This is a genomic window from Selenomonas sp. WCT3, from assembly GCA_900100835.1.
Classification (GTDB): Bacteria; Bacillota; Negativicutes; order Selenomonadales; family Selenomonadaceae; genus Selenomonas_A; species Selenomonas_A ruminantium_E.
Genome location: FNCM01000002.1, coordinates 271,093 through 290,679, shown reverse-complemented (window position 1 = coordinate 290,679; position 19,587 = coordinate 271,093). Strand labels below are relative to the sequence as shown.

The 19,587-nt window shown below is 52.3% G+C and carries 23 protein-coding genes; 21 read left to right on the top strand and 2 right to left on the bottom strand.

The annotated features are described in order from the left end of the window. Nucleotides 1-280: 280 nt before the first annotated feature. On the bottom strand, nucleotides 281-1,465 hold the full coding sequence (locus tag BLQ36_RS03165) for an iron-containing alcohol dehydrogenase (protein WP_074513927.1): 1,185 nt from the start codon (nucleotides 1,463-1,465) through the stop codon (nucleotides 281-283). A 232-nt stretch (nucleotides 1,466-1,697) separates the two neighbouring features. On the opposite strand from BLQ36_RS03165, the gene BLQ36_RS03160 reads away from it, so the two are divergent. The 5 genes from BLQ36_RS03160 to BLQ36_RS03140 all read left to right on the top strand — a co-directional run bounded on the left by BLQ36_RS03160 (nucleotide 1,698) and on the right by BLQ36_RS03140 (nucleotide 5,536). After that, nucleotides 1,698-2,564 (top strand): DMT family transporter, encoded by an 867-nt coding sequence (locus tag BLQ36_RS03160; protein ID WP_074513926.1) that lies wholly within the window; start codon nucleotides 1,698-1,700, stop codon nucleotides 2,562-2,564. Between the two features lie 278 nt (nucleotides 2,565-2,842). Beyond that, nucleotides 2,843-3,043 (top strand): 4Fe-4S binding protein, encoded by a 201-nt coding sequence (locus BLQ36_RS03155; RefSeq protein ID WP_033170414.1) that lies wholly within the window; start codon nucleotides 2,843-2,845, stop codon nucleotides 3,041-3,043. Then, a complete protein-coding gene (locus BLQ36_RS03150; RefSeq protein WP_074513925.1) occupies nucleotides 3,040-4,182 on the top strand; it encodes a 2-oxoacid:acceptor oxidoreductase subunit alpha in 1,143 nt (380 codons plus the stop codon). The genes BLQ36_RS03155 and BLQ36_RS03150 overlap by 4 nt, the downstream gene beginning before the upstream one ends. A gap of 2 nt (nucleotides 4,183-4,184) precedes the next feature. After that, entirely contained in the window at nucleotides 4,185-5,009 is an 825-nt protein-coding gene (locus BLQ36_RS03145; RefSeq protein ID WP_074513924.1) for a 2-oxoacid:ferredoxin oxidoreductase subunit beta, read from the top strand. Beyond that, complete coding sequence (locus BLQ36_RS03140; protein ID WP_074513923.1) at nucleotides 5,006-5,536, top strand: 2-oxoacid:acceptor oxidoreductase family protein; 531 nt, start codon at nucleotides 5,006-5,008, stop codon at nucleotides 5,534-5,536. The genes BLQ36_RS03145 and BLQ36_RS03140 overlap by 4 nt, the downstream gene beginning before the upstream one ends. 81 nt (nucleotides 5,537-5,617) lie before the next feature. Here the strand turns inward: BLQ36_RS03140 and BLQ36_RS03135 are convergent, their stop codons facing one another. Further along, nucleotides 5,618-5,893 carry a hypothetical protein gene (locus BLQ36_RS03135; protein WP_074513922.1) on the bottom strand — a complete coding sequence of 92 codons (276 nt, stop codon included), beginning with the start codon at nucleotides 5,891-5,893 and terminating at the stop codon, nucleotides 5,618-5,620. Nucleotides 5,894-6,074: 181 nt separating this feature from the next. On the opposite strand from BLQ36_RS03135, the gene BLQ36_RS03130 reads away from it, so the two are divergent. From BLQ36_RS03130 to BLQ36_RS03055, 16 genes are all read left to right on the top strand, one after another. Then, nucleotides 6,075-7,133: an FAD:protein FMN transferase gene (locus BLQ36_RS03130; RefSeq protein WP_074513921.1), complete on the top strand. Its 1,059-nt coding sequence runs from the start codon at nucleotides 6,075-6,077 to the stop codon at nucleotides 7,131-7,133. 23 nt (nucleotides 7,134-7,156) lie between these two features. After that, nucleotides 7,157-7,981 carry an ATP-dependent sacrificial sulfur transferase LarE gene (larE, locus tag BLQ36_RS03125; protein WP_074513920.1) on the top strand — a complete coding sequence of 275 codons (825 nt, stop codon included), beginning with the start codon at nucleotides 7,157-7,159 and terminating at the stop codon, nucleotides 7,979-7,981. A 1-nt stretch (nucleotide 7,982) separates the two neighbouring features. Then, nucleotides 7,983-8,486, top strand: a complete 504-nt coding sequence (locus BLQ36_RS03120; RefSeq protein ID WP_318260900.1) for an NUDIX hydrolase — start codon at nucleotides 7,983-7,985, stop codon at nucleotides 8,484-8,486. 301 nt (nucleotides 8,487-8,787) lie between these two features. Next, complete coding sequence (locus tag BLQ36_RS03115; protein WP_033170422.1) at nucleotides 8,788-9,882, top strand: hydrogenase small subunit; 1,095 nt, start codon at nucleotides 8,788-8,790, stop codon at nucleotides 9,880-9,882. Beyond that, entirely contained in the window at nucleotides 9,883-11,796 is a 1,914-nt protein-coding gene (locus tag BLQ36_RS03110; protein ID WP_074513918.1) for a nickel-dependent hydrogenase large subunit, read from the top strand. Nucleotides 11,797-11,831: 35 nt separating this feature from the next. Continuing rightward, nucleotides 11,832-12,533 (top strand): Ni/Fe-hydrogenase, b-type cytochrome subunit, encoded by a 702-nt coding sequence (gene cybH, locus BLQ36_RS03105; RefSeq protein ID WP_033170424.1) that lies wholly within the window; start codon nucleotides 11,832-11,834, stop codon nucleotides 12,531-12,533. A 38-nt stretch (nucleotides 12,534-12,571) separates the two neighbouring features. Then, nucleotides 12,572-12,814 (top strand): hypothetical protein, encoded by a 243-nt coding sequence (locus BLQ36_RS03100; RefSeq protein ID WP_074513917.1) that lies wholly within the window; start codon nucleotides 12,572-12,574, stop codon nucleotides 12,812-12,814. Nucleotides 12,815-12,914: 100 nt separating this feature from the next. Beyond that, on the top strand, nucleotides 12,915-13,256 hold the full coding sequence (gene hypA / locus BLQ36_RS03095) for a hydrogenase maturation nickel metallochaperone HypA (protein WP_074513916.1): 342 nt from the start codon (nucleotides 12,915-12,917) through the stop codon (nucleotides 13,254-13,256). A gap of 1 nt (nucleotide 13,257) precedes the next feature. Beyond that, complete coding sequence (gene hypB / locus BLQ36_RS03090; RefSeq protein WP_074513915.1) at nucleotides 13,258-13,920, top strand: hydrogenase nickel incorporation protein HypB; 663 nt, start codon at nucleotides 13,258-13,260, stop codon at nucleotides 13,918-13,920. After that, complete coding sequence (locus tag BLQ36_RS03085) at nucleotides 13,913-14,512, top strand: HyaD/HybD family hydrogenase maturation endopeptidase (protein WP_074513914.1); 600 nt, start codon at nucleotides 13,913-13,915, stop codon at nucleotides 14,510-14,512. Before hypB ends, BLQ36_RS03085 begins: the two co-directional genes overlap by 8 nt. Nucleotides 14,513-14,523: 11 nt before the next feature. Beyond that, a complete protein-coding gene (locus BLQ36_RS03080) occupies nucleotides 14,524-14,781 on the top strand; it encodes a HypC/HybG/HupF family hydrogenase formation chaperone (RefSeq protein ID WP_074513913.1) in 258 nt (85 codons plus the stop codon). Then, nucleotides 14,774-15,883, top strand: a complete 1,110-nt coding sequence (gene hypD, locus BLQ36_RS03075) for a hydrogenase formation protein HypD (protein ID WP_074513912.1) — start codon at nucleotides 14,774-14,776, stop codon at nucleotides 15,881-15,883. The genes BLQ36_RS03080 and hypD overlap by 8 nt, the downstream gene beginning before the upstream one ends. Further along, nucleotides 15,873-16,880, top strand: coding sequence for a hydrogenase expression/formation protein HypE (gene hypE, locus BLQ36_RS03070; RefSeq protein WP_074513911.1), 1,008 nt, complete (start codon nucleotides 15,873-15,875; stop codon nucleotides 16,878-16,880). The genes hypD and hypE overlap by 11 nt, the downstream gene beginning before the upstream one ends. 95 nt (nucleotides 16,881-16,975) lie before the next feature. Then, on the top strand, nucleotides 16,976-17,443 hold the full coding sequence (locus BLQ36_RS03065; RefSeq protein WP_074513910.1) for a hypothetical protein: 468 nt from the start codon (nucleotides 16,976-16,978) through the stop codon (nucleotides 17,441-17,443). A gap of 57 nt (nucleotides 17,444-17,500) precedes the next feature. Next, nucleotides 17,501-18,427, top strand: a complete 927-nt coding sequence (locus BLQ36_RS03060; protein WP_074513909.1) for a cation diffusion facilitator family transporter — start codon at nucleotides 17,501-17,503, stop codon at nucleotides 18,425-18,427. 100 nt (nucleotides 18,428-18,527) lie between these two features. Further along, a complete protein-coding gene (locus BLQ36_RS03055) occupies nucleotides 18,528-19,451 on the top strand; it encodes a hypothetical protein (RefSeq protein WP_074513908.1) in 924 nt (307 codons plus the stop codon). Nucleotides 19,452-19,587 lie beyond the last annotated feature (136 nt).

The window sequence follows — 19,587 nt, the reverse complement described above, 5'->3', positions numbered from 1 at the left end:
CTCTAACCTAGGCGGCGGGGGCCCCAGTACCATAAGCGTAGCCTTGACGTTCCGCGTGAAGCAAGAAATTTTTGCCTGCGTTCTCGTTGGAAAAGCAGTTTTGTTCAAGCGAAGCGCGTTTAACTGTTTTCCAATTCTTAATTAAAAGGCAAAAATTTCTTGTAGCGGGTTGTCACCGGTGGAGCGTTGGTACTGGGGCCCCCGCCGCCGGCGATTTGTTTCGAATCCGAACTCACAAACCTACAAACTGTAATTTCACAGTCCCTTTTACAAGGCGTATTTAGTGATTGGCCAACTGATAGATTTCGATGGCGGCAGCTTTGTCCAGTGGATGGAAGTTGCCGAGTTTTTTGGTGTCTTCAGCAGTAGCCATGTCCGCCAAGTATTCGATGCTTCGCTTGTCTTGGATGCCGATGCCGAGTTCCGTGAAGTTGGTGGGCATGTCCAGCGAGCGGAAATATTCGACGGTTTTTTTGATGCCGGCTTGGGCCTTTTCGGCGGTGGTTCCGGTGGTGATATTCCAGATGCGTTCTGCGTAGGTGGCAAAGCGCTCTGGGTCATCCTGCCATACATACTGTGCCCAGGCCGGCCAGATGGTGGTGAGCGATGCGCCGTGGGTGACGTCGAACTTGCCGCTGAGTTCGTGGCCCAGTTTGTGGCAGGTGAAGTCTTTGCAGCGGCCAAGCTCGGTGAAGTTGCAGTGGGAAACACTGCCGCACCACATGATTTCGCTCATGGCGTCATAGTTGGTCTGGTCTTCGACGGCAATTTTCGTCTGGGTGATGATGTTTTTCATAAGAGATTCGGCAACCATATCCGTGAAGGCATTTACTTCCTTGACGCTGGTGAAATAGCGTTCGAGGGTGTGCATGAGAATATCGCAGCTGCCGCAGACCAGTTGTTTTTTCGGAACCGTATAGGTAAGTTCCGGATTCATGAAGGCGATGGCTGGGCGGTTGAATGGCGTGTTAAGGCCTGCTTTTTTGCCGGTTTCCTCGTTGGTGATGACAGCAGAGTCGCTGGTTTCACTGCCGGCCGCTGCCAGCGTCAGGATGCTGGCTACAGGCATGGATTTAGTCAGTTTCGCGCGTCCGATCCAGAAGTCCCAGACATCCGTGCCGGGGTTGGCGGTACCGTGGGCGATGGCCTTGGCTGAATCGATGACGCTGCCGCCGCCGATTGCTAGGATAAAATCGGCCTGGAAGGCCGTAGCCATGCGCACGCCTTGACGTACCAGGGAAAGGCGCGGATTGGGCTGGACGCCGCCCATAACCTGGAAGGCCAGTCCGGATGCCAGCAGGATGCGTTCGACTTTGGAAAGCAGACCGGATTTTACCACACTGCCGCCGCCGTAGAGGACGAAAATCCGATTGGCGCCATAAGCGTGCAGTTTATCGGCAACTTGTTCTTCAGCACCGCGTCCAAAGACGATTTCTGTCGGGCATTTAAAATTGAAATTCTGCATGGAAGAACCTCCTTTTGGTTTACATTCGCTCTTAATTATAACGCTATTGGTTTAATTTTGCCAAATATAAAATTCACAGCTCCGTTTGTAATAGTGTTCACCAAAATTTGGCGAAGGTGTAGCCAAGGACAGGTCTTTCTGTTAAAATCTAGTCTTGTCGGCGTCGATTTTCTTTAAGAGATTGATGGGCTGGCAGGATTGAACGTATAGTAAGGAAAATGGAGAATTCTAAATGACTACAAAACGTGCAGAGATGCTCATGTTATTGGTGACCTTTTGCTGGGGTTCTTCTTATTTATTTATGAAGGAAGGACTGGCATCGATTGGTCCTTTCACACTGATTGCCTATCGGTTCCTCATTGCCTTTGCGGCTTCAGCTGTTTTTTTGGGAAAGGCTTGGCGCAGTGTCAGCTGGGAACTGCTGAAGGCCGGTTTTATTGTCGGTTCCATTGTGGTGGTATCCTTTGGTGCCATGGTTATTGGACTGGAGTCGACGACGACTTCCAACGCGGGCTTCATTACGAGTCTGATGGTAGTATTCATTCCCTTTGTGGAACGATACGTTTACCACCGTCCGCTACAGCGGGGGATTTTGGGAACATCGGCACTTTCCGTGATGGGGATTGGCTTTTTGACTCTCCACGATGGGCTGCACGTCAATCCGGGTGACCTTTTGTGTCTGGCTGGAGCAATGATAAATGCTGGGCAGGTTTGCTATATGAGCCGACTGCTTACAAGACTAGACCCACTGCAGTTGGGGGTTATCCAGTTTGGCGTAGCGGGAGTTTGGGGACTGTTGCTCTCGCTGCTGCTGGAGACGCCGGCGTTGCCGGCTGGTGGTTCCGGTTGGTTTGCGATGCTGTATTTGGGCCTTATCTGTTCGGCCTTTGGCTTTATTGCGCAAATGGTGGCCCAGAAGTATACCTCGGCGGAACGGGTGGGAATCCTCTTCTGCCTAGAGCCGGTTTTTGCAGCTATGATTGGCGTCATTTATCTTCATGAGCCCTTCAGCTTGAGCAGCTTTATTGGTGCGGTATTGGTATTGACCGGTGTAATCCTGTCGGGAAGAGTGGGGAAAAAACAGACTGTGGAAGCATGATCGGTCTATCTATAAAATACAAAAAGGAGTTCGTCCGCTTGTGGCGAACTCCTTTTTGTATAGCAGGATACTATCGGAGCTATATATGGAAAAATGGACAGAGAGGAAAGAGTGGTGTTTTTTGTATACATATATTTAATTTACATAAAAGCTGGATTTTTATGCGAGTATCTGCTATGATGTAAAAGTGTATTGCAATTATACATAGTTTCTATGTATTTATAGCATATTAGTGTATTGGATGACCCAATGGTGTGTTGTTACTAGGAGGGACCCCGATGAAGTCAGAAATCACCATCAAGATGGGCAGATGCAAAGGCTGTGGAATTTGCGTTGCATTTTGTCCCAAACAGGTGCTGGCGCTCGATGAGCTCGGCAAGGTACAGGTAGCAAATGGCGATGCATGCATCGCTTGTGGTCAGTGCGAGCTGCGCTGCCCGGATTATGCGATTTTTGTGGATAAGGGGGCAGAAGCATGAGCAAGGCAAGATTGATGCAGGGAAATGAGGCTTGCGCAGAAGGTGCTATTGCCGCTGGTGTCCGTTTCTTCGCGGGGTATCCGATTACACCGTCCACTGAGGTGGCAGAAACCATGGCGAAGCTGTTGCCAAAGGTTGGGGGTAAGTTCGTCCAGATGGAAGATGAAATCGCCAGCATGGGCGCCATCCTTGGGGCTTCACTGGCGGGACAGAAGGCTATGGATGCTACCTCTGGACCGGGTTTTTCGCTGAAACAGGAGCTTATTGGTTATGCGGCTTGCGCCGAGATTCCCTGTGTACTGGTCAATGTTCAGCGCGTTGGTCCTTCCACCGGCCAGCCGACGGCACCTTCTCAGGGGGATGTTATGCAGACCCGCTGGGGAACCCATGGTGACCATCCCGTTATTGCCCTTTCCCCTTGGAGTGTCCGGGAAACCTATGATGCCACAGTTATGGCCGTCAACTATGCCGAGCGCTTTCGTACGCCGGTGGTTTTGCTGATGGATGAGGTGGTCGGTCACCTCCGCGAAAAGGTAGAACTGCCGGAGGCTAGTGAATTGGAACTCTATCCGCGCCGCGCGCCGAAAAAGACCCGGGCGGAAGGCTATCAGCCCTTTGAACCGGATGAAGACCTCGTGCCCAATGTGGCCGATTTTGGCACGGGCTATCGCATCCATGTGACGGGCCTTATTCATGATAATACGGGCTTCCCGGTGGGCAGCCCGGAGGTTACGGAAAACTCTATTCACCGCCTCCACGAGAAAATTGCCCGGGTGGGAGAAGAAATTATTCACACAGAAGAATACTTTATGGAGGATGCGGAGTATGCCGTGGTTTCCTTTGGCGGTACGGCCCGTACGGCTTATGAAGCGGTGCAGAATGCCCGTCAGAAGGGGCATAAGGTGGGGCTCCTTCGCCTTATGACCATTTGGCCCTTTGCCGATAAAGCCATCGAGCGGCTGGCGGCTAAGGTCAAGGGAATTATGGTGGCAGAGCTCAACTACGGCCAGATTGTCCATGAAGTTCGCCGGGCGGCCAACGGCCAGTGCAAGGTAGAACTTTGCGGCAAATACAACATGAAGGCTTTTGAGCCGGCCGAGATTGAAGCTGGCATTGATGCACTTTGCGGGGAGGCATAACCATGGAGAGAAGTTACGAAAAATATTTCCGTCAGAACCGTCTCCCGCACCTTTGGTGCCCGGGCTGCGGCAATGGAATTGCCATGAAGGCAATCGTCCAGGCCATCGAGAAAAAAGGCCTGTCCCAGGATAATACCGTTATTGTTTCCGGTATTGGCTGCTCGTCCCGTGCTTCGGGATATATGGATTTTGATACGCTGCATACGGCCCATGGCCGTGCCATCCCGTTTGCTACGGGAATCAAGCTGGCCAATCCGGACCTCAATGTGGTGGTTATCACCGGCGATGGCGACTGTACGGCCATTGGCGGCAACCACTTTATTCATGGCTGCCGCCGCAACATCGATTTGACGGTGGTGCTCTTCAATAACAATATTTACGGCATGACCGGCGGTCAGGCGTCGCCGATGACGCCCCTGGGCAAGAAGGCCACCACCGCACCTTATGGTTCGGTTGACCGCCCCTTTGATGCTTGCCATCTGGCTGAAGCTGCCGGGGCAACCTATGTGGCCCGCTCTACGGCGTTCCATGAGAAACATCTGGTGGATATGATTGCCGATGGTTTCGATAACAAGGGATTCTCCTTCATCGAGGCCTTGGTTCAGTGTCCGACGGCCTATGGCCGCAAGAACAAGCTGGGCAGTCCGGCCAATATGATGATGTGGATGCGGGACAATGCCGTGATGAAAGCGGCCTGGGATAAGCTGCCAGAGGATAAGAAGACTGGGGAGAAGTTCCCCATTGGCTGCTTCTACAAGGCAGAAGCGTTGGATTATGATACAGCCTATGACCAGGTTATTGAGCGGGCAGGAGGTGCAGCAAAATGAGAAAACAGCTGAGATTATCCGGGTCCGGCGGACAGGGCGTCATTACGGCTGCCATCATTCTGGCGGAGGCTGCGGTTATGGAAGGGAAAGAGGCGGTCCAGTCCCAGTCCTATGGCCCGGAGGCACGTGGCGGCGCCTCGAAGTCTGAGGTCATCATCGATGAGGGAAAGATTTTCCACCCCCATGTATTGGTGCCGGATCTGGTATTGGCCATGACCCAGAAGGCTGCGGATAAATACTACCAGGACCTGAATCCAGAGGGACTCTTGGTGCTCGATGACAGCCTGGTTCCAGAAACGCCGGACTTCCCGCAGGTCGTCCGCATACCGATTACGAAGCTGGCTATCGAAGAAGTGGGCAAGCCGCTCTTTGCGAATATCGTAGCACTGGGCGCTTTGGTTCATCTGACCGGAATCGTGTCCTTCGATACGATCAAGAAATCGGTGGCAAACCGCGTTCCACCGCATACGGTAGAGCAGAATATGAAAGCTTTGCAGGTAGGCTGGGATGCAGCGGCAAAGGCATAACCGTTAAAGGCATAACCGTTAAAAATAAGACCCCCGTTGACTTTTTCGAGTCAACGGGGGTTTTGCTGTTATGATTATGGTTTACGTCCAGATGTGTTTTAAGCAAAGGACGATGAAGCAGACGATGGCGATGCCAAAGGTAAAAAATTCGACGCAGCGGATGGGATAGGCGTAATGCAAAGGAATGTCGATGACACGGGGAACGTTGCTGGCCAGCAGTGATGTGGCAATGGAGACATAGAGCAGTACATTGACCAGTGGAATCATCAGTGCAGTAGCAAAAGCGCGAATCAAAAGATAAATCGCAAAGGCGATAAAGAAATAAGCTAACTTGTCAGCATGCAGGCGAACATTCATATCATCACTTCCTTTATTGTTTCTTATGATAGTATTAATATTTCGCTTGTTGTGAGAAAAATCCTGCCGCTTTTTATCGTGAGTGTAAGATTCTTTCGGATAATTTGCATTAACGAAAGGGGAAAGAAAGCGTTATAATAGAAATAATGGTTTTACGACTGATGGACTAGGAGGTGCGGATATGCGAAGCTTTTGGTCAGCGGCAGAAATTATGGGATTGCTGCTGATATTGACTTTTTGGGCAGCAGGCTGTGGTAGGACAGAACCGGTTCAAAAAAATGTCATGGTTATGGACACAGTGGTGACGCTGACTGCGTCAGGCGAAAAAGCCAATGATGCCGTGGAAGAAAGCATAAAGCGTCTCAAGGAAATTGACGAGATGGCCAGTGCCAAGGGGGAGCACAGCGATTTAAAAAAACTGGCTGCTGCCGCAGGCAATGGGGCGTGGATTTCCCTTCATCCTGAAGTCTTTCACATGCTGGCGGTATCCCAGGAATACAGCCGCCTCAGCGATGGCGCCTGGGATGTGACCACTGGGCCGTTGGTAGAATTGTGGGGCATAGGGACGGAGCAGGCAAAGGTTCCAACGGCTGAGGAGCTGGCAAAAGCAAAGGCAAAAGTCGGCTGGCAGAAATTGGAACTAAACCCGGAAACGCAGTGTGCTCGTTTACGTGAGGCCGGCATGAGCCTTGACCTCGGTGGCATAGCCAAGGGCTTTGCTGCCGATGAAGTGAAAAAGATTTATGAGAAATACGGCGTGAAAAATGGCCTGATAAATCTTGGGTCAAGTTCCCTTTATGCCCTGGGGAAAAATGCCAAGGGCGAGAGCTGGCGCGTCGGCATTCGCCATCCCCGCAGCGAGGATAAGGACAGCCGGCTGGCGGTGGTGGCCCTTTCCGATGGGGCTTTATCCACCTCGGGGGATTATGAACGCTTTTTTGAGCGGGATGGTGTCCGCTATCACCATATCCTGGACCCTCGGACTGGCCGACCTGCCGATAATGGTGCCGTTAGTGATACGATTGTGGCAGAGGGCAGCCTGCCTGATGCGGGCATGATTTCCGACTTGCTGACCACTACCGTTTTTGTATTGGGGCCGGAAGCGGGCCGAGACTTTTTGGAAAAGCTGCCGCCAGCGGTTCGCGGCATGGTTTGCGACCATAAGCTGCGGCTTTGGACGGCCCATGGTTTTCAGGAGTGCCTGCAGCAGGTTCAGCAGGATTTTATTTTAGCAAAATGACTTTTGCAAAGGATAGATTATTTATGAAAAATGACTTGAATGATAAATTAATGAAATTAAAGGCATATCTGCGGGAATTAGGAAGCGTGGCGGTAGCTTTTTCCGGCGGCGTTGATTCGACATTCCTGCTGCGGGTGGCGCGTGAAACCCTGGGGGATAAGTGCATAGCTTTTACTGCCGCCTCGGTATTTGTGCCTCAGCGGGATGTGGAGGAGGCAAAGGCTTTCGCGGAAAAAGAGGGGGTGCACCATATCCTCAAAACTTTTGACGTTCTGGCCCTTGAAGGGATTCGCATGAATCCCGAAGATCGTTGCTACCGCTGCAAGTATGCACTGTTCAGTCAGTTTAAGGAACTGGCCGCCCAAAAGGGGCTGAATTTTGTGGTGGATGGCTCCAATCGCGATGATGATGGGGACTACCGGCCCGGACGCCGGGCGCTGCGGGAGCTGGATATAAAAAGCCCCCTTTACTATGCCGGTATGACGAAGCAGGATATTCGCTGTCTTTCCGAAGAAATGGGTCTGCCCACTTGGAATAAGCCATCTTTTGCCTGCCTGGCGTCTCGTTTCGTTTATGGGGAGGAGCTTTCGGCAGAGAAATTGGATGAAGTCAACCGGGCGGAGGAATATCTCCTGCGCAAGGGGGTCCGGCAGTTCCGCGTGCGCCGTCACGGCAACCTCGCCCGTATCGAACTGCTTCCGGAGGAAATCAGCCGGTTTATGGAGCCGGAACTTCGTCAGGAAATCGCAGATGCCTTCAAGGCTATCGGTTTTGACTATGTGACTATGGATTTACAAGGGTACCGGACAGGCAGCATGAATGAGAGTTTGGATGTCAGGGGGAAATAAATTGGCCAAAAGCAATCAGACAACACTTTGCTATATTGAACGCGAGGGGAAGTATCTCATGATGCATCGCGTGAAGAAGGAAAAGGATATCAACAAGGATAAATGGGTGGGGATTGGCGGCCATTTTGAGGCTGATGAATGCCCGGAGGAATGCCTGCTGCGCGAATGCCGTGAAGAAACAAGCCTCGAGCTGACCGATTACCGGTTGCGCGGTGTCATCACGTTTATTTCCGACCGCTGGCAGACAGAGTATATGTTTCTTTATACGGCCAATGGGTTTGAAGGCGAGGTCGGTTCTTGCAACGAAGGAGATTTGGAATGGATTGATAAGTGCAAAGTCTATGATCTTCCCGTTTGGGAGGGGGATAAGATCTTTTTCCGCTTGCTGGAAACGCGTGCCGATTGTTTTTCGCTGAAGCTTCGCTATGTGGGAGAAGCTTTGGTGGAAGTCCTTTTGGATGGCAGGGCTGTCGATTGGCAAGCGATGATTTCTGCGATAGATTGAGTTATTTTTTTCGTGTGTTTTTTTTTATTCCTTATTGCTATAAGCAGGAGAATTTATTCGGGGTGGCGAAAATAGATAAGACAAGTATGGATCCCCCGGGGAGGGTAATTCGTTAGTTTTTTCCTATAGCTAGATAAGTAATATCTATAGGTGCAAGGAGATATAATTGTAGTTTTTTATTTTCGATAAGCGTATAATGAAAGTATCTTGTGGGGTACCTTCTGCCGGCTGATATTGAGCCATCAGCCTGAGGGATTCTATATGCAAGTATCCATACGGATAATAATGAGGAGGTAAAAAAGTGGACAAACGGGAGAGTATGTGGGATTTATATCTCAAAAAAGGCATGAGCCGCCGCACGTTCGTCAAGAGCTGCGTCGCGCTGACGTCGCTAATGGGACTCAGCACAGATCAGGTATCGAAGGTCGTTGAGGCTGCGGAACAGAAACCGCTGCCGGTAGTCGTTTGGATTCATGGTCATGAGTGCACGGGGTGTGATGAGTCGTTCATCCGTTCCGGTGCACCGCTGGCATCTGACTTGGTATTGAGCCAGATTGCTTTGGAGTATGACCATCTGCTGAGCGCTGCATCCGGTGCTCCGTTTGAAGCGCATCTTGAGGAGACTATTGAGAAGTACAAAGGAAACTATATCCTTTGCGTTGAGGGTGCTGCCTGCACGAAGGACAACGGAGTGTACTGCATGTCCGGCGGACACACCTTCACGCATCTGCTTCAGCATGCGGCTCAGAATGCGAAAGCAGTTATCGCGTATGGCACCTGTGCCGTATCTGGCGGTATCCAGGCTGCAAAACCAAATCCGACGGGATCTTCGGGGATCGGGTATTTCACTGGCGGCACGCCGGTGGTAAATGTTCCGGGCTGCCCGCCGATTCCGGAAGTCATGACGGGTGTCGTCATGCATATCGCCCTGTTTGGGACGGTTCCGCCCCTTGATGGCGAAGGCCGCCCGAAACAGTTCTATGGCAACCGTATTCATGATACTTGCTATCGCCGTCCGTTCTTTGATGCCGGCATGTTTGCAGAAAGCTTTGATGATGCTGGCGCTAAGGCTGGCTGGTGCCTCTACAAGCTGGGCTGCCGCGGCCCGGAGACGTACAACTCCTGCGGCAATCTGCGCTGGTTCCAGGGCATGAGCTACCCCATCCAGTCCGGTGCTCCGTGCATCGGCTGCTCCAACGCGCACTTCTGGGATGATGGTGCGATGACCGAGCGTCTGCCGAAATTCGGCCAGCCAATCGGTGATGTCGATCAGATCGGTGCTGTCATGGCTGCCGCTACGGCAGTCGGTGTCGCCGGTCATGCCGCGGCAAGCGTTGTTCAGAAGAAAAAACGCATTGCTGATGAAAAGAAGAACGAGGGAGCAGGTGAAGAATAAATGAAACACGTAGTAGTAGATCCGGTAACCCGTATCGAAGGTCATCTTCGCGTCGAGGTTCAGGTAGATGAAGCAACGGGCAAGGTAACCGATGCCCTTTCGTCCGGTACAGCATGGCGCGGTCTTGAGCTCGTCATGAAGGACCGTGATCCGCGTGATGCTTGGGCATATATCCAGCGCATTTGCGGCGTTTGCACGACGGCCCATGCATTGGGGGCTGTCCGCGCGGTGGAGGATGCTCTGGGCATCACGATTCCGAAGAACGCTCATTATATCCGCAACATCATGGCAGCTACGCTGACGGTACAGGACCACATTGTCCATTTTTACCATCTGCATGCCCTGGACTGGGTAAGTCCGCTGGAGGCAGCTGCCGCTGACCCCATTGCTACCGCTAACCTGCAGAATACTGTCTTGAATACCTATAAGCTTCCCTTCCGTGCTCCGGGCACGTCGGTAACGGAGGCTTTTGAGCATGATTTCCCGGCTGCTACGCCGCAGTATTTTGCGCAAATCCAGGAAAAGGTCAAAGCCATCGTTGCGAGCGGCCAGCTCGGCATTTTCTCGGCAAATTGGTGGGACCATCCGGATTATAAACTGCTGCCGCCAGAGGTTCATCTCCTGGCTGTAGCTCACTATCTCGAGATGCTCGACAAGCAGCGTGAGCTGGTTACGCCGCACGTCATCTTCGGCGGCAAGAACCCGCATCCGCACTATGTTGTCGGCGGTATGCCGTGCTCCATCTCGTTGGAGGACGGCAATGCACCGGTCAATACGGCCCGCCTCGACATCGTCGATCGTGCTATCAACATGGGCCGTTCTCTGGTCAACAACTATTATCTGCCGGATCTTCTGGCGATTGGCTCTGCTTACGTCAAAGCTGGCCGTGTCGATGGCGGTGGTATGGCCAAGACCTGCGTGCTCGGCTATGGTGCTTATCCGGAAGAGCCGTTCAGCGGTACGAAGAACGGTGGGTTCTTCAAGAACCTGCTGATCCGCTGCAATGGTGTTGTTGAAGACTTCGGTAAGGGGCTCGCTGGCTGCAAAGTCACCGAGGTCAATGGCGAGGATTTTGCGGACCGCAAGGTATTTACCGAGAGCGTCGATCACTCTTGGTACGAGTATCCGGCTAAGAGCGAAGCTGCACTGAACCCGTGGGATGGCGTCACCTCGCCGAAATACACGGGGCCGAAAGAGGGCTCGGCTACCGAGTGGAAGGCTCTCAATGAGACGGGCAAGTACTCCTGGCTCAAGACGCCGAAATGGAATGGCAAGCTCTGCGAGGTCGGTCCGCTGGCCCGCTATATCATTATCTATGTCAAGGCTAAGAAGGGCTTGCTCGGCGAGCTGACTTGGGCGGAGAAAATGATGATGGATCAGATCGATGCCGTATCGAAGGTCCTCGGCCTGGCTCCGGAAGTCTGGCTCCCGACGATGGTCGGCCGTACGGCTGCCCGTGCACTCGACTGCCAGCTGGCTGCCGAGATCAACAAGTACTTCTTCGACAAGCTCATTGCCAACCTCAAGACTGGCGATACGAAAGTCGCGAGCAACGAGAAATGGGACCCGTCAACCTGGCCGAAAGAGTGCGAAGGCGTTGGCATTTACGAGGCTCCGCGCGGGGCACTGTCCCACTATATTGCCATCAAGGATGGCAAGACGGACAACTACCAGTGCATCGTTCCGACGACCTGGAGTGCTTGCCCGCGTGATGATAAGGCCGGCCACGGCGCTTATGAGATGGCTATGATGGACACACAGGTCAAGGTTCCGGACAAGCCGCTCGAGATTGTCAAGGTCGTCCGTTCCTTCGACCCGTGCATGGCTTGTGCAACGCATATGTTCAATGCGAAAGGCGAGAAGATAAACGTCATCACCACGGATCCGTATTCTGGCACGCACGTTGAGAAATAAGCCGGATACCGGATGGAAAGGAAGGGAACAGTAGAATGAAAGAAGAAAAGCGTAAAATCTACTACCTGTTCAGTCCGTATTTGCGGATTTTCCATTGGATCATGGTGCTGGCTATCGTCGTGCTGTTCATCACGGGGCTACTGGTCACAAAACCGGTGACTGTGCTGGGCATTGAACCGACCTACACATCCATGTCCATGGACTGGGTAAGAAATATCCACTTTATCGCGGCGTTTGCCTTCTGTGCGGCTTTTATCCTGCGCATTTATGGCTTCATCGTGAACAAGGGAGATCGTCTTTTCCCACGCGTATGGGAAGGTCATTTTTATAGTGAAACCATTGATGTGGCCCTTCACTACATGCTGTTAAAACCGAAGCATGCGCCGTTTTTGCGCAACCCGCTGGCACGCTCCTCGTATGCCGGCCTCTACGCAATGGTACTGGTGGAGATCCTCACGGGCTTTGCCATGTACTATATGACGGAACCGTCGGAAATCGGCGGCCTGCTTTTCGGCTGGGTCAATGTAGTCCTGGGCGGTGAGATGATGACCCATTGGGTACATCATATCGTCGCATGGCTTATCATGCTGTTTGCTATCGGTCATGTCTACATGGTACTGCGGGCAGATATCATGGAGGCCGAGGGCGAAGCTTCGTCGATGTTCTCTGGGGTGAAATTCCTGGAGCATGTTCCGAAGGATGCCAATGAGGTAGAACCGCCGAAAGAGGCAAAATAAAACGTAACCTATCAGTCAGATAAAAGGAGAATCAGATTATGTGTAAAGAATGCGGCTGTGGGGAGACAAACGGCAACACGCGTCTCCAGTTCTTTGTAAAAGGCTATACGGAAGAAAATGCCAAAGAAGTCGAGAGGGCTCTGTTGGGGCTTCCGGGTGTGCTCTTTGTCCATATCCATGCACATGATGGCGAAACGGTGGTAGATTATGCACCGGCCAAGACAAAGCTCATGGATATCATCGGTGTATTCAGCGCACGTGGTCTTGAGGCTGCTTTGTAATTGATGCGTTAGTATGAGGGGGACCGCTGCTATAATGCGGCGGTCCCTTTGTTATGTACAGATAGGCTGCAGGAGGCCTTGAGGTGCAGGAGGAAAAACTATGCATGAAATGGCGCTGGCGGAGGGCATTTTGGATATTGCCCTGGATTATGCAAAACAGAACGAGGCCAAGCGGATAGCTGAGGTCGGCCTGCTGATCGGCGAAATGTCCGGTGTGGAGCAGGAATCGCTACGGTTTTCGTTTGAAATGCTGGTGAAGGGGACGATTGCCGAGGGAGCAAAACTGGTCATCAAGAATGTTCCCCTCATGGGGAAATGCAGCAAATGCGGCAAGGAATTTCACATCGAGCATTACGACTTCTGGTGCCCGGAATGTAAAGACGGGGTCCTGACGACGATTTCCGGCCGTGAGATGAAAGTAGAGTATTTGGAGGTGGACTAACATGGCAGAGATTCAGGTCATGAAAAATATTTTGGGAGAGAACGACCGCATTGCGGCGGAAAACCAGGCGATGTTTGCCGCCAAGGGGGTATATGTTGTCAATCTGATGGGATCGCCGGGGGCCGGTAAGACATCGGTGCTGGAAAAGACCATGGAAAAGCTCAAAGATGAGCTCAAGATGGCTGTCATTGAGGGGGATCTCTTCACCAGCAAAGATGCGGACCGCATTGAGCGGCATGGGGTTCCCGTCATCCAAATAAACACTGCTGGCGGCTGTCATCTGGATGCCCCTATGGTGCAGAAGGTTGCTAAGCAGATGGATCTTGATAATTTGGATTTGCTGATTGTCGAAAACGTTGGCAATCTGGTCTGTCCCGCTGAGTTTGCCGTCGGTGAGGACGACAAGGCGGTGGTATTGTCGATTACCGAAGGCGATGACAAACCACTGAAATATCCGTTGATCTTCAAGGAATCGGCCATTGCCCTGCTGAATAAAGTCGATATTCTGCCCTATTGCAATTTCGACATGGAGTCGGCCAAGGAGGATATAACCACCCTTCATCCCGGGATGAAGGTGCTGGAGGTTTCCTGCACGACGGAGCAGGGAATCGATGCATGGTGTGCGTGGTTGAAAGAAAAAGTGGCGGGGAAGAAAAATGGCTGATGTATTTGGAAACGGCTCGGAACGCGTTTCGAGCATCGACAACGTCCTGCACCGGTCGGAAGTAACGGTCCTTGGGGTAGGCAATGTAATCCTGCGGGATGAAGGATTTGGCGTTCGGGTGGTGGAATATCTCGATGCTCACTATGAATTCCCGGAAAACGTCCAGTTGGTGGATGGCGGTACCCTGGGGATTGAGCTTACCCAGTATGTAACGGGAACCAATAAACTCTTGGTCATTGATTCCATCAATGGTGGGGCGGACCCAGGAACGATGTTCTGCTTTCACAACGACAATGTCATGGAGCATTTTCAGGACAAATTGTCGGCCCACGAAGTGGGAATACAGGACGTCTTAGGACTGTTGACGGTGACAGGCCATAAGATTCCCGAGGTAATCGTGATCGGTGCTCAGCCCTTTGACCTGGAGGCTGGCGTGGAGTTGTCCGCCGGTATGCAGAAGCTGCTGCCTCAGGTGGTGGAAACAGCTCTGGAGAAACTTCGCGGCTGGGGAATCGAGCCGGTGAAAAAGAAAGTTCCCGATGCGATGGATTTCGGCGTCGTAGCGGAAGAGGTTATCAGGACTAGAGGATAAGGAGCGGTAATATGTGTCTTGCAGTACCAGCAAAAGTGCTTGAAATAGAAAATGCCATTGGCAAGGTTGAGATTTCCGGGGTCAGCCGTGAAGTTTCCATGATGCTTTTGCCAGAGGCAAAGGTTGGTGATTTTGTTCTCGTACATGCGGGGTTTGCCATGCAGATTGTCGACGAGAAGGACGCGGAGGAAACCAATGCACTGCTGGCAGAAATGAATGGTGCGCCACGAACTGTAGCTTCGCTAGAGGAGTCGGTGGCTCATGAATAAGAAAGAGGAACGTGAACTGGCGCAAAGGCTGGTAGCAGAAATCAAAACAATGGCCGATGAGGTGGGACGTAAACTCCGTTTTATGGAGGTCTGCGGCACCCATACGGTTTCGATTTTCCGGGCGGGCATTCGCCAATTGCTGCCGGACAATGTGGAGCTTGTTTCAGGGCCTGGATGTCCCGTATGCGTGACGCCCGATGACTACATGGACAAGGCCATTGCCTATGCCCAGCATCCCGATGTCATCATCACGACCTTTGGCGATATGCTGAAGGTGCCGGGGACGAAGTCCAGCCTTGGCGAAGCCAAGACCAATGGCGCGGATATACGCATTGTGTATTCCCCGCTGGATTCGATCCTGATATCAAGGGAAAATCCGGACAAGAAGGTAGTATTCCTGGCGGTCGGCTTTGAGACGACGGCGCCAACGGCGGCGGCTACCGTTCTGGCTGCTGAGCAGCAGGGCATAAAGAATCTCTTCATGTTGTCGGCGCAAAAACTCGTGCCGCCGGTCATGGAGGTGTTGCTCAGTGACGAGCAGGTGCATGTGGATGGCTTTATCCTGCCGGGACATGTTTCCGTGGTGACAGGGACGGGAATCTACGAGCCCATCGTCGCGAAGTATCATGTACCGGGTGTGGTTACGGGGTTTGAACCGTTACAGATTCTGCGTGCCCTTTACCGGCTGGTCAAGCAGGTAAAGAGCGGGGAAGCAAAAGTGGAAAATGAATACGAGGCCGTTGTACGGCCGGAGGGGAATCTGGTATCCCAGCGCATTACGGATACGGTTTATGAACCGGTAGATACGGGCTGGCGCGGCATGGGTGTTGTGCCTTTATCGGGGCTCAAGATGCGGGAGGCGTATAAGTCCTACGACATTGAAGAGGTTATGCCGCTGGCGATGGCAGAACTGCCGGCACCGAAGAAGACGGCCTGCCGCTGCGGGGAAGTGCTCCGCGGTATCGTGACGCCGCCACAGTGCCCGCTGTTTGCCAAAGCCTGCGTGCCGACCCATGCAATCGGACCATGCATGGTTTCGGTTGAGGGGGTATGTGCCGCCTGGTACAAATATGGTCAGGGGAGATTCGAATATGGTAAGTGATAAAGTAACGCTGGCCCATGGTGCTGGTGGTAAGTTAAGTCAGGAACTCATGGAAGAAGTCATTCTGCCGGCCTACGGCAATCCGCTGCTCAATGAGCTCCACGATGGAGCCCAGGTGCAGATGGGCGGTCAGGTAGCTTTTACGACAGATTCTTATGTGGTACAGCCGCTCTTTTTTGCTGGAGGCAATATCGGCAAACTGGCGGTATGCGGTACGGTCAATGACCTTTCGATGACCGGGGCGGTGCCCCGCTATCTGTCGGCGGGCCTTATCATCGAGGAAGGCTTTCCGGTAAAAGACCTCAAAGAGATCGTGGCAACGATGCGCAAGATGGCTGATGAAGCCGGCATCTACATCGTTACGGGGGATACGAAGGTGGTGGAAAAGGGTAAAGCCGATGGCATCTTTATCAATACGGCAGGTATTGGTGACGTCATTCGCGGAACCCATATTTCGCCCCAGAATGTCAAGCCGGGCATGAAGGTAATCCTGTCGGGCTATATTGGCGACCATGCGGCGGCAATCCTGGCTGGCCGTCACGGCCTTACCCTTCCCGATACGGTCAAAACCGACTGCGCACCGCTCTGCCATATGACGAAGGCAATGCTTGAGGCGGTTCCCGATATCGCCGTGCTGCGTGACCCGACCCGTGGCGGCGTGGCGGCGGTGCTCAATGAGATTGCTGAAGCCTCGGATTGTGGCATTCTCATCGATGAGGAGGCCTTGCCGATTCACGATGAGGTTCAAGGTGTTTGCGATATCCTTGGCTTTGATCCGCTTTACCTGGCCAATGAAGGAAAATGTGTGGCCTTTGTGCCGGCGGATAAGGCCCAAGAGGTGGTGGATATCATGCGGGCCCACAAATACGGCTGCGACGCGCGTATTATTGGTGAAGTTACGGATACGGCCAAGGGCCAGGTGGGCTTGCGCACGGCCATTGGTGGCATCCGCGTAGTGGATATGCCCTTGGGGAACATTGTCCCGCGCATCTGCTGATTTAGAATTCCGTTAAATTGCTTGCACTGGATGGTGTCCTACCTTATAATAATAACCGTTTATACGAGTTATGGTTATAAAAGGAAGCGAAGCCTATGCAAATAAAACGCTTTTTGACCCTTTGCCTGCTGGCACTGCTCATGCTCAGCAGTTTTTGCCAGGCCGAGGAGAATATGCAGTTTGTCGATGCGGATGGTGGCACCGGCTATTATGTGGATGTGAACTCCATCGCTTTTTCAGAGGTCACGGAGAAGGTCTATCCCGAGCCGATTCTGTCGGATGACCCGGCTAAACCGCCGGTGATTTTGCCGCCTCAGGAAGAGACCCGTGAGATTATCACGGCGCGCATTGCCGTGGTCAAGGCCTATACCAATAGGCGGTATCTTCAGTATGTGAAATTTGACCCTGCCCGCAGTGCGTATCAGATTTTAGCATCGAAGACCCAGCAGTATGATACGCGTAAGCAGCTGGAGAAAAGCGATACGCCGCAGCCCGTGATGAAGTATGGTCCGGAGTCTGCGTATCGGTCTATTGTCGATTTCATTTATGAGCAGAAAAAGTAATAGGATAAAAAAGCCTTCCTCCGCTGGGGAAGGCTTGTCGCATAAAGAGGGATGATTATGACGGAACAGGCAGCACTAAAAAAACGGACAGCTTATTTTTCGATTGTATCCAACACCATGCTGGTGATTTTGAAATTAATCGTCGGCATCTATGTGGGCGCTGTAAGTCTGGTATCGGAAGCTTTGCATTCCGGGGTGGATTTGGTGGCGGCCCTTATTGCCTTTTGGGCGATAAAGAAGTCGCTGGTACCGCCGGATGAGGAGCACGATTACGGTCATGGCAAATATGAAAACCTTTCGGCAGCCGTGGAGGCCCTGCTGATTGTTGGTGCGGCGGGCGGCATCCTGTATGAATCGGTGCTGAAATTCCAGGAGGCCGAAGTGCCTGAGAGCCTGGAATACGGTATCGCCATCATGGTGGTGTCCATTGTGGTGAATGTATTGGTATCACGGCGGTTGATTTACGTGGCGAAACTTACGGGGTCCCAGGCGTTGGAAGCCGACGGCCTGCATTTGCAGTCGGATGTCTGGACCTCGGTGGGCGTACTTGTCGGTTTGGCCTTGATGCAGCTTACAGGCTGGGCTTGGCTCGACTCGGTCATCGCTATCTTTGTTGCGGGCATCATCTTTCGCGCGGGCTGGCGCATGGTTATGGAATCGGCAATGGAGCTTACCGATGCCAGCCTGCCGGAGGAACAGGAGAACCACATTATCGCCATTATCGAAAGCGTTCCGGAGGTGGAGAGCTGTCACTGCCTGCGCACGCGGAAATCGGGTTCTTACAAGCTGTTGGATGTCCATGTGCTCTTTGATGGCAATATGCACCTTTCCCGGGTTCATGCCGTTTGTGATGAGTTGGAAGAAAAGATTCGCGCGGAACTGGGAACCTTTGATATCCTGATTCATCCGGAACCTGTGGGGTCGCATGACCCTGAGACCAAATCCAGTCATTATGAAGATTCCCAGCGGCGGGTAGAAGAATAAGATTTCCTTAATCTGTATTTCAGCAGGATTTCAAGTATTTCAAGATTTTTTATGGTACAATAGGAAACATAGTCAAATGATGAAACGGAGGAGATTAAATATGAAATTCCGTAAACTGTGCAGTGTGTTCCTCAGCACGATTATGCTGGCATCGTCGGTGAGCATGGCGGCAGCAGCTACCCCCGCAACGGTTCAGGATAAACTGGCAGCAATTGAGAAGGACACTTATGGTACGGAGCAGACTGGTGCGCTGACGGACCGCATTAATAAATTGGAGAAAGATTATACTGGCACGCATCGCACGGGCAGCATGATGACCCGGGTAGATGCCATTTACGACGAACTTTATACCAATAATGGCAAGACGTCGATTATGGCCGACCTCAATGCAATCGAGTGGAATGTCGATCATAAGGTCAGCATGAATTCGGTGGAAAAACGCATTGCTGACATGGAGATGACCATTAGCGGCAAGACTTCCGAAGGTACCTATCAGAAACGTATTTCCAGCCTGTCTAAAGTCTCCTTTGGCACCGAGACGCTGCCCATTGCTCAGGTAGAAGTGCCGGCCAATACCCTCATCAAAGTGGCACTGGTTGACCCGGTGAACTCCAAAGAGCTCAAAAAGGGTGATACGGTGCGCTTCCAGGTGGCCAGTGATGTTATTGTCAACAACCGTCTGGTCTTTGCCAAGGGCGAGCCGGGCGAAGGTGTAGTCACGAAAGTAAAACAGGCTAAGAACTTTGGCCGCAACGCCGAAGTCCAGATTGACTTCAAAAAGACCAAGGCCATCGATGGCACCTATGTGGAGACCCTCATCGGTGAGGAGTCTCAGAAAGAGATGAAGAATCTGGCCATGGCTGCCGGTGCCAGCCTCGCCGGCATTGCAGTGCTTGGCCCTATCGGTATCATCGGTGGTGCCTTCATCAACGGCAAGAACATCGAACTGCCAGAAGGCACGGAATTCTACGTGCAGACGAAGTCTGATACGGTTCTCTACGGTGTCGCTACGACGGCTCAGTAAAAGCAAATAGAAAGTATCAGCCTTCCTCTTTGAGGAAGGCTTTCTCTTGCTTGTAGACAAGCCGGGGATGTCAGCGAGATTTGTCGGTCGACAAAATCTCGGCAATGGCGTTATAATAGTAAAGTTAAAGCAATTT

Bases quoted from the DNA above. Each gene is read 5' to 3' on its own strand.
- BLQ36_RS03165 (WP_074513927.1), bottom strand. From the start codon at position 1,465: ATGCAGAATTTCAATTTTAAATGCCCGACAGAAATCGTCTTTGGACGC.
- BLQ36_RS03160 (WP_074513926.1), top strand. From the start codon at position 1,698: ATGACTACAAAACGTGCAGAGATGCTCATGTTATTGGTGACCTTTTGC.
- BLQ36_RS03155 (WP_033170414.1), top strand. From the start codon at position 2,843: ATGAAGTCAGAAATCACCATCAAGATGGGCAGATGCAAAGGCTGTGGA.
- BLQ36_RS03150 (WP_074513925.1), top strand. From the start codon at position 3,040: ATGAGCAAGGCAAGATTGATGCAGGGAAATGAGGCTTGCGCAGAAGGT.
- BLQ36_RS03145 (WP_074513924.1), top strand. From the start codon at position 4,185: ATGGAGAGAAGTTACGAAAAATATTTCCGTCAGAACCGTCTCCCGCAC.
- BLQ36_RS03140 (WP_074513923.1), top strand. From the start codon at position 5,006: ATGAGAAAACAGCTGAGATTATCCGGGTCCGGCGGACAGGGCGTCATT.
- BLQ36_RS03135 (WP_074513922.1), bottom strand. From the start codon at position 5,893: ATGAATGTTCGCCTGCATGCTGACAAGTTAGCTTATTTCTTTATCGCC.
- BLQ36_RS03130 (WP_074513921.1), top strand. From the start codon at position 6,075: ATGCGAAGCTTTTGGTCAGCGGCAGAAATTATGGGATTGCTGCTGATA.
- larE (WP_074513920.1), top strand. From the start codon at position 7,157: ATGAAAAATGACTTGAATGATAAATTAATGAAATTAAAGGCATATCTG.
- BLQ36_RS03110 (WP_074513918.1), top strand. From the start codon at position 9,883: ATGAAACACGTAGTAGTAGATCCGGTAACCCGTATCGAAGGTCATCTT.
- cybH (WP_033170424.1), top strand. From the start codon at position 11,832: ATGAAAGAAGAAAAGCGTAAAATCTACTACCTGTTCAGTCCGTATTTG.
- BLQ36_RS03100 (WP_074513917.1), top strand. From the start codon at position 12,572: ATGTGTAAAGAATGCGGCTGTGGGGAGACAAACGGCAACACGCGTCTC.
- hypA (WP_074513916.1), top strand. From the start codon at position 12,915: ATGCATGAAATGGCGCTGGCGGAGGGCATTTTGGATATTGCCCTGGAT.
- hypB (WP_074513915.1), top strand. From the start codon at position 13,258: ATGGCAGAGATTCAGGTCATGAAAAATATTTTGGGAGAGAACGACCGC.
- BLQ36_RS03085 (WP_074513914.1), top strand. From the start codon at position 13,913: ATGGCTGATGTATTTGGAAACGGCTCGGAACGCGTTTCGAGCATCGAC.
- BLQ36_RS03080 (WP_074513913.1), top strand. From the start codon at position 14,524: ATGTGTCTTGCAGTACCAGCAAAAGTGCTTGAAATAGAAAATGCCATT.
- hypD (WP_074513912.1), top strand. From the start codon at position 14,774: ATGAATAAGAAAGAGGAACGTGAACTGGCGCAAAGGCTGGTAGCAGAA.
- hypE (WP_074513911.1), top strand. From the start codon at position 15,873: ATGGTAAGTGATAAAGTAACGCTGGCCCATGGTGCTGGTGGTAAGTTA.
- BLQ36_RS03065 (WP_074513910.1), top strand. From the start codon at position 16,976: ATGCAAATAAAACGCTTTTTGACCCTTTGCCTGCTGGCACTGCTCATG.
- BLQ36_RS03060 (WP_074513909.1), top strand. From the start codon at position 17,501: ATGACGGAACAGGCAGCACTAAAAAAACGGACAGCTTATTTTTCGATT.
- BLQ36_RS03055 (WP_074513908.1), top strand. From the start codon at position 18,528: ATGAAATTCCGTAAACTGTGCAGTGTGTTCCTCAGCACGATTATGCTG.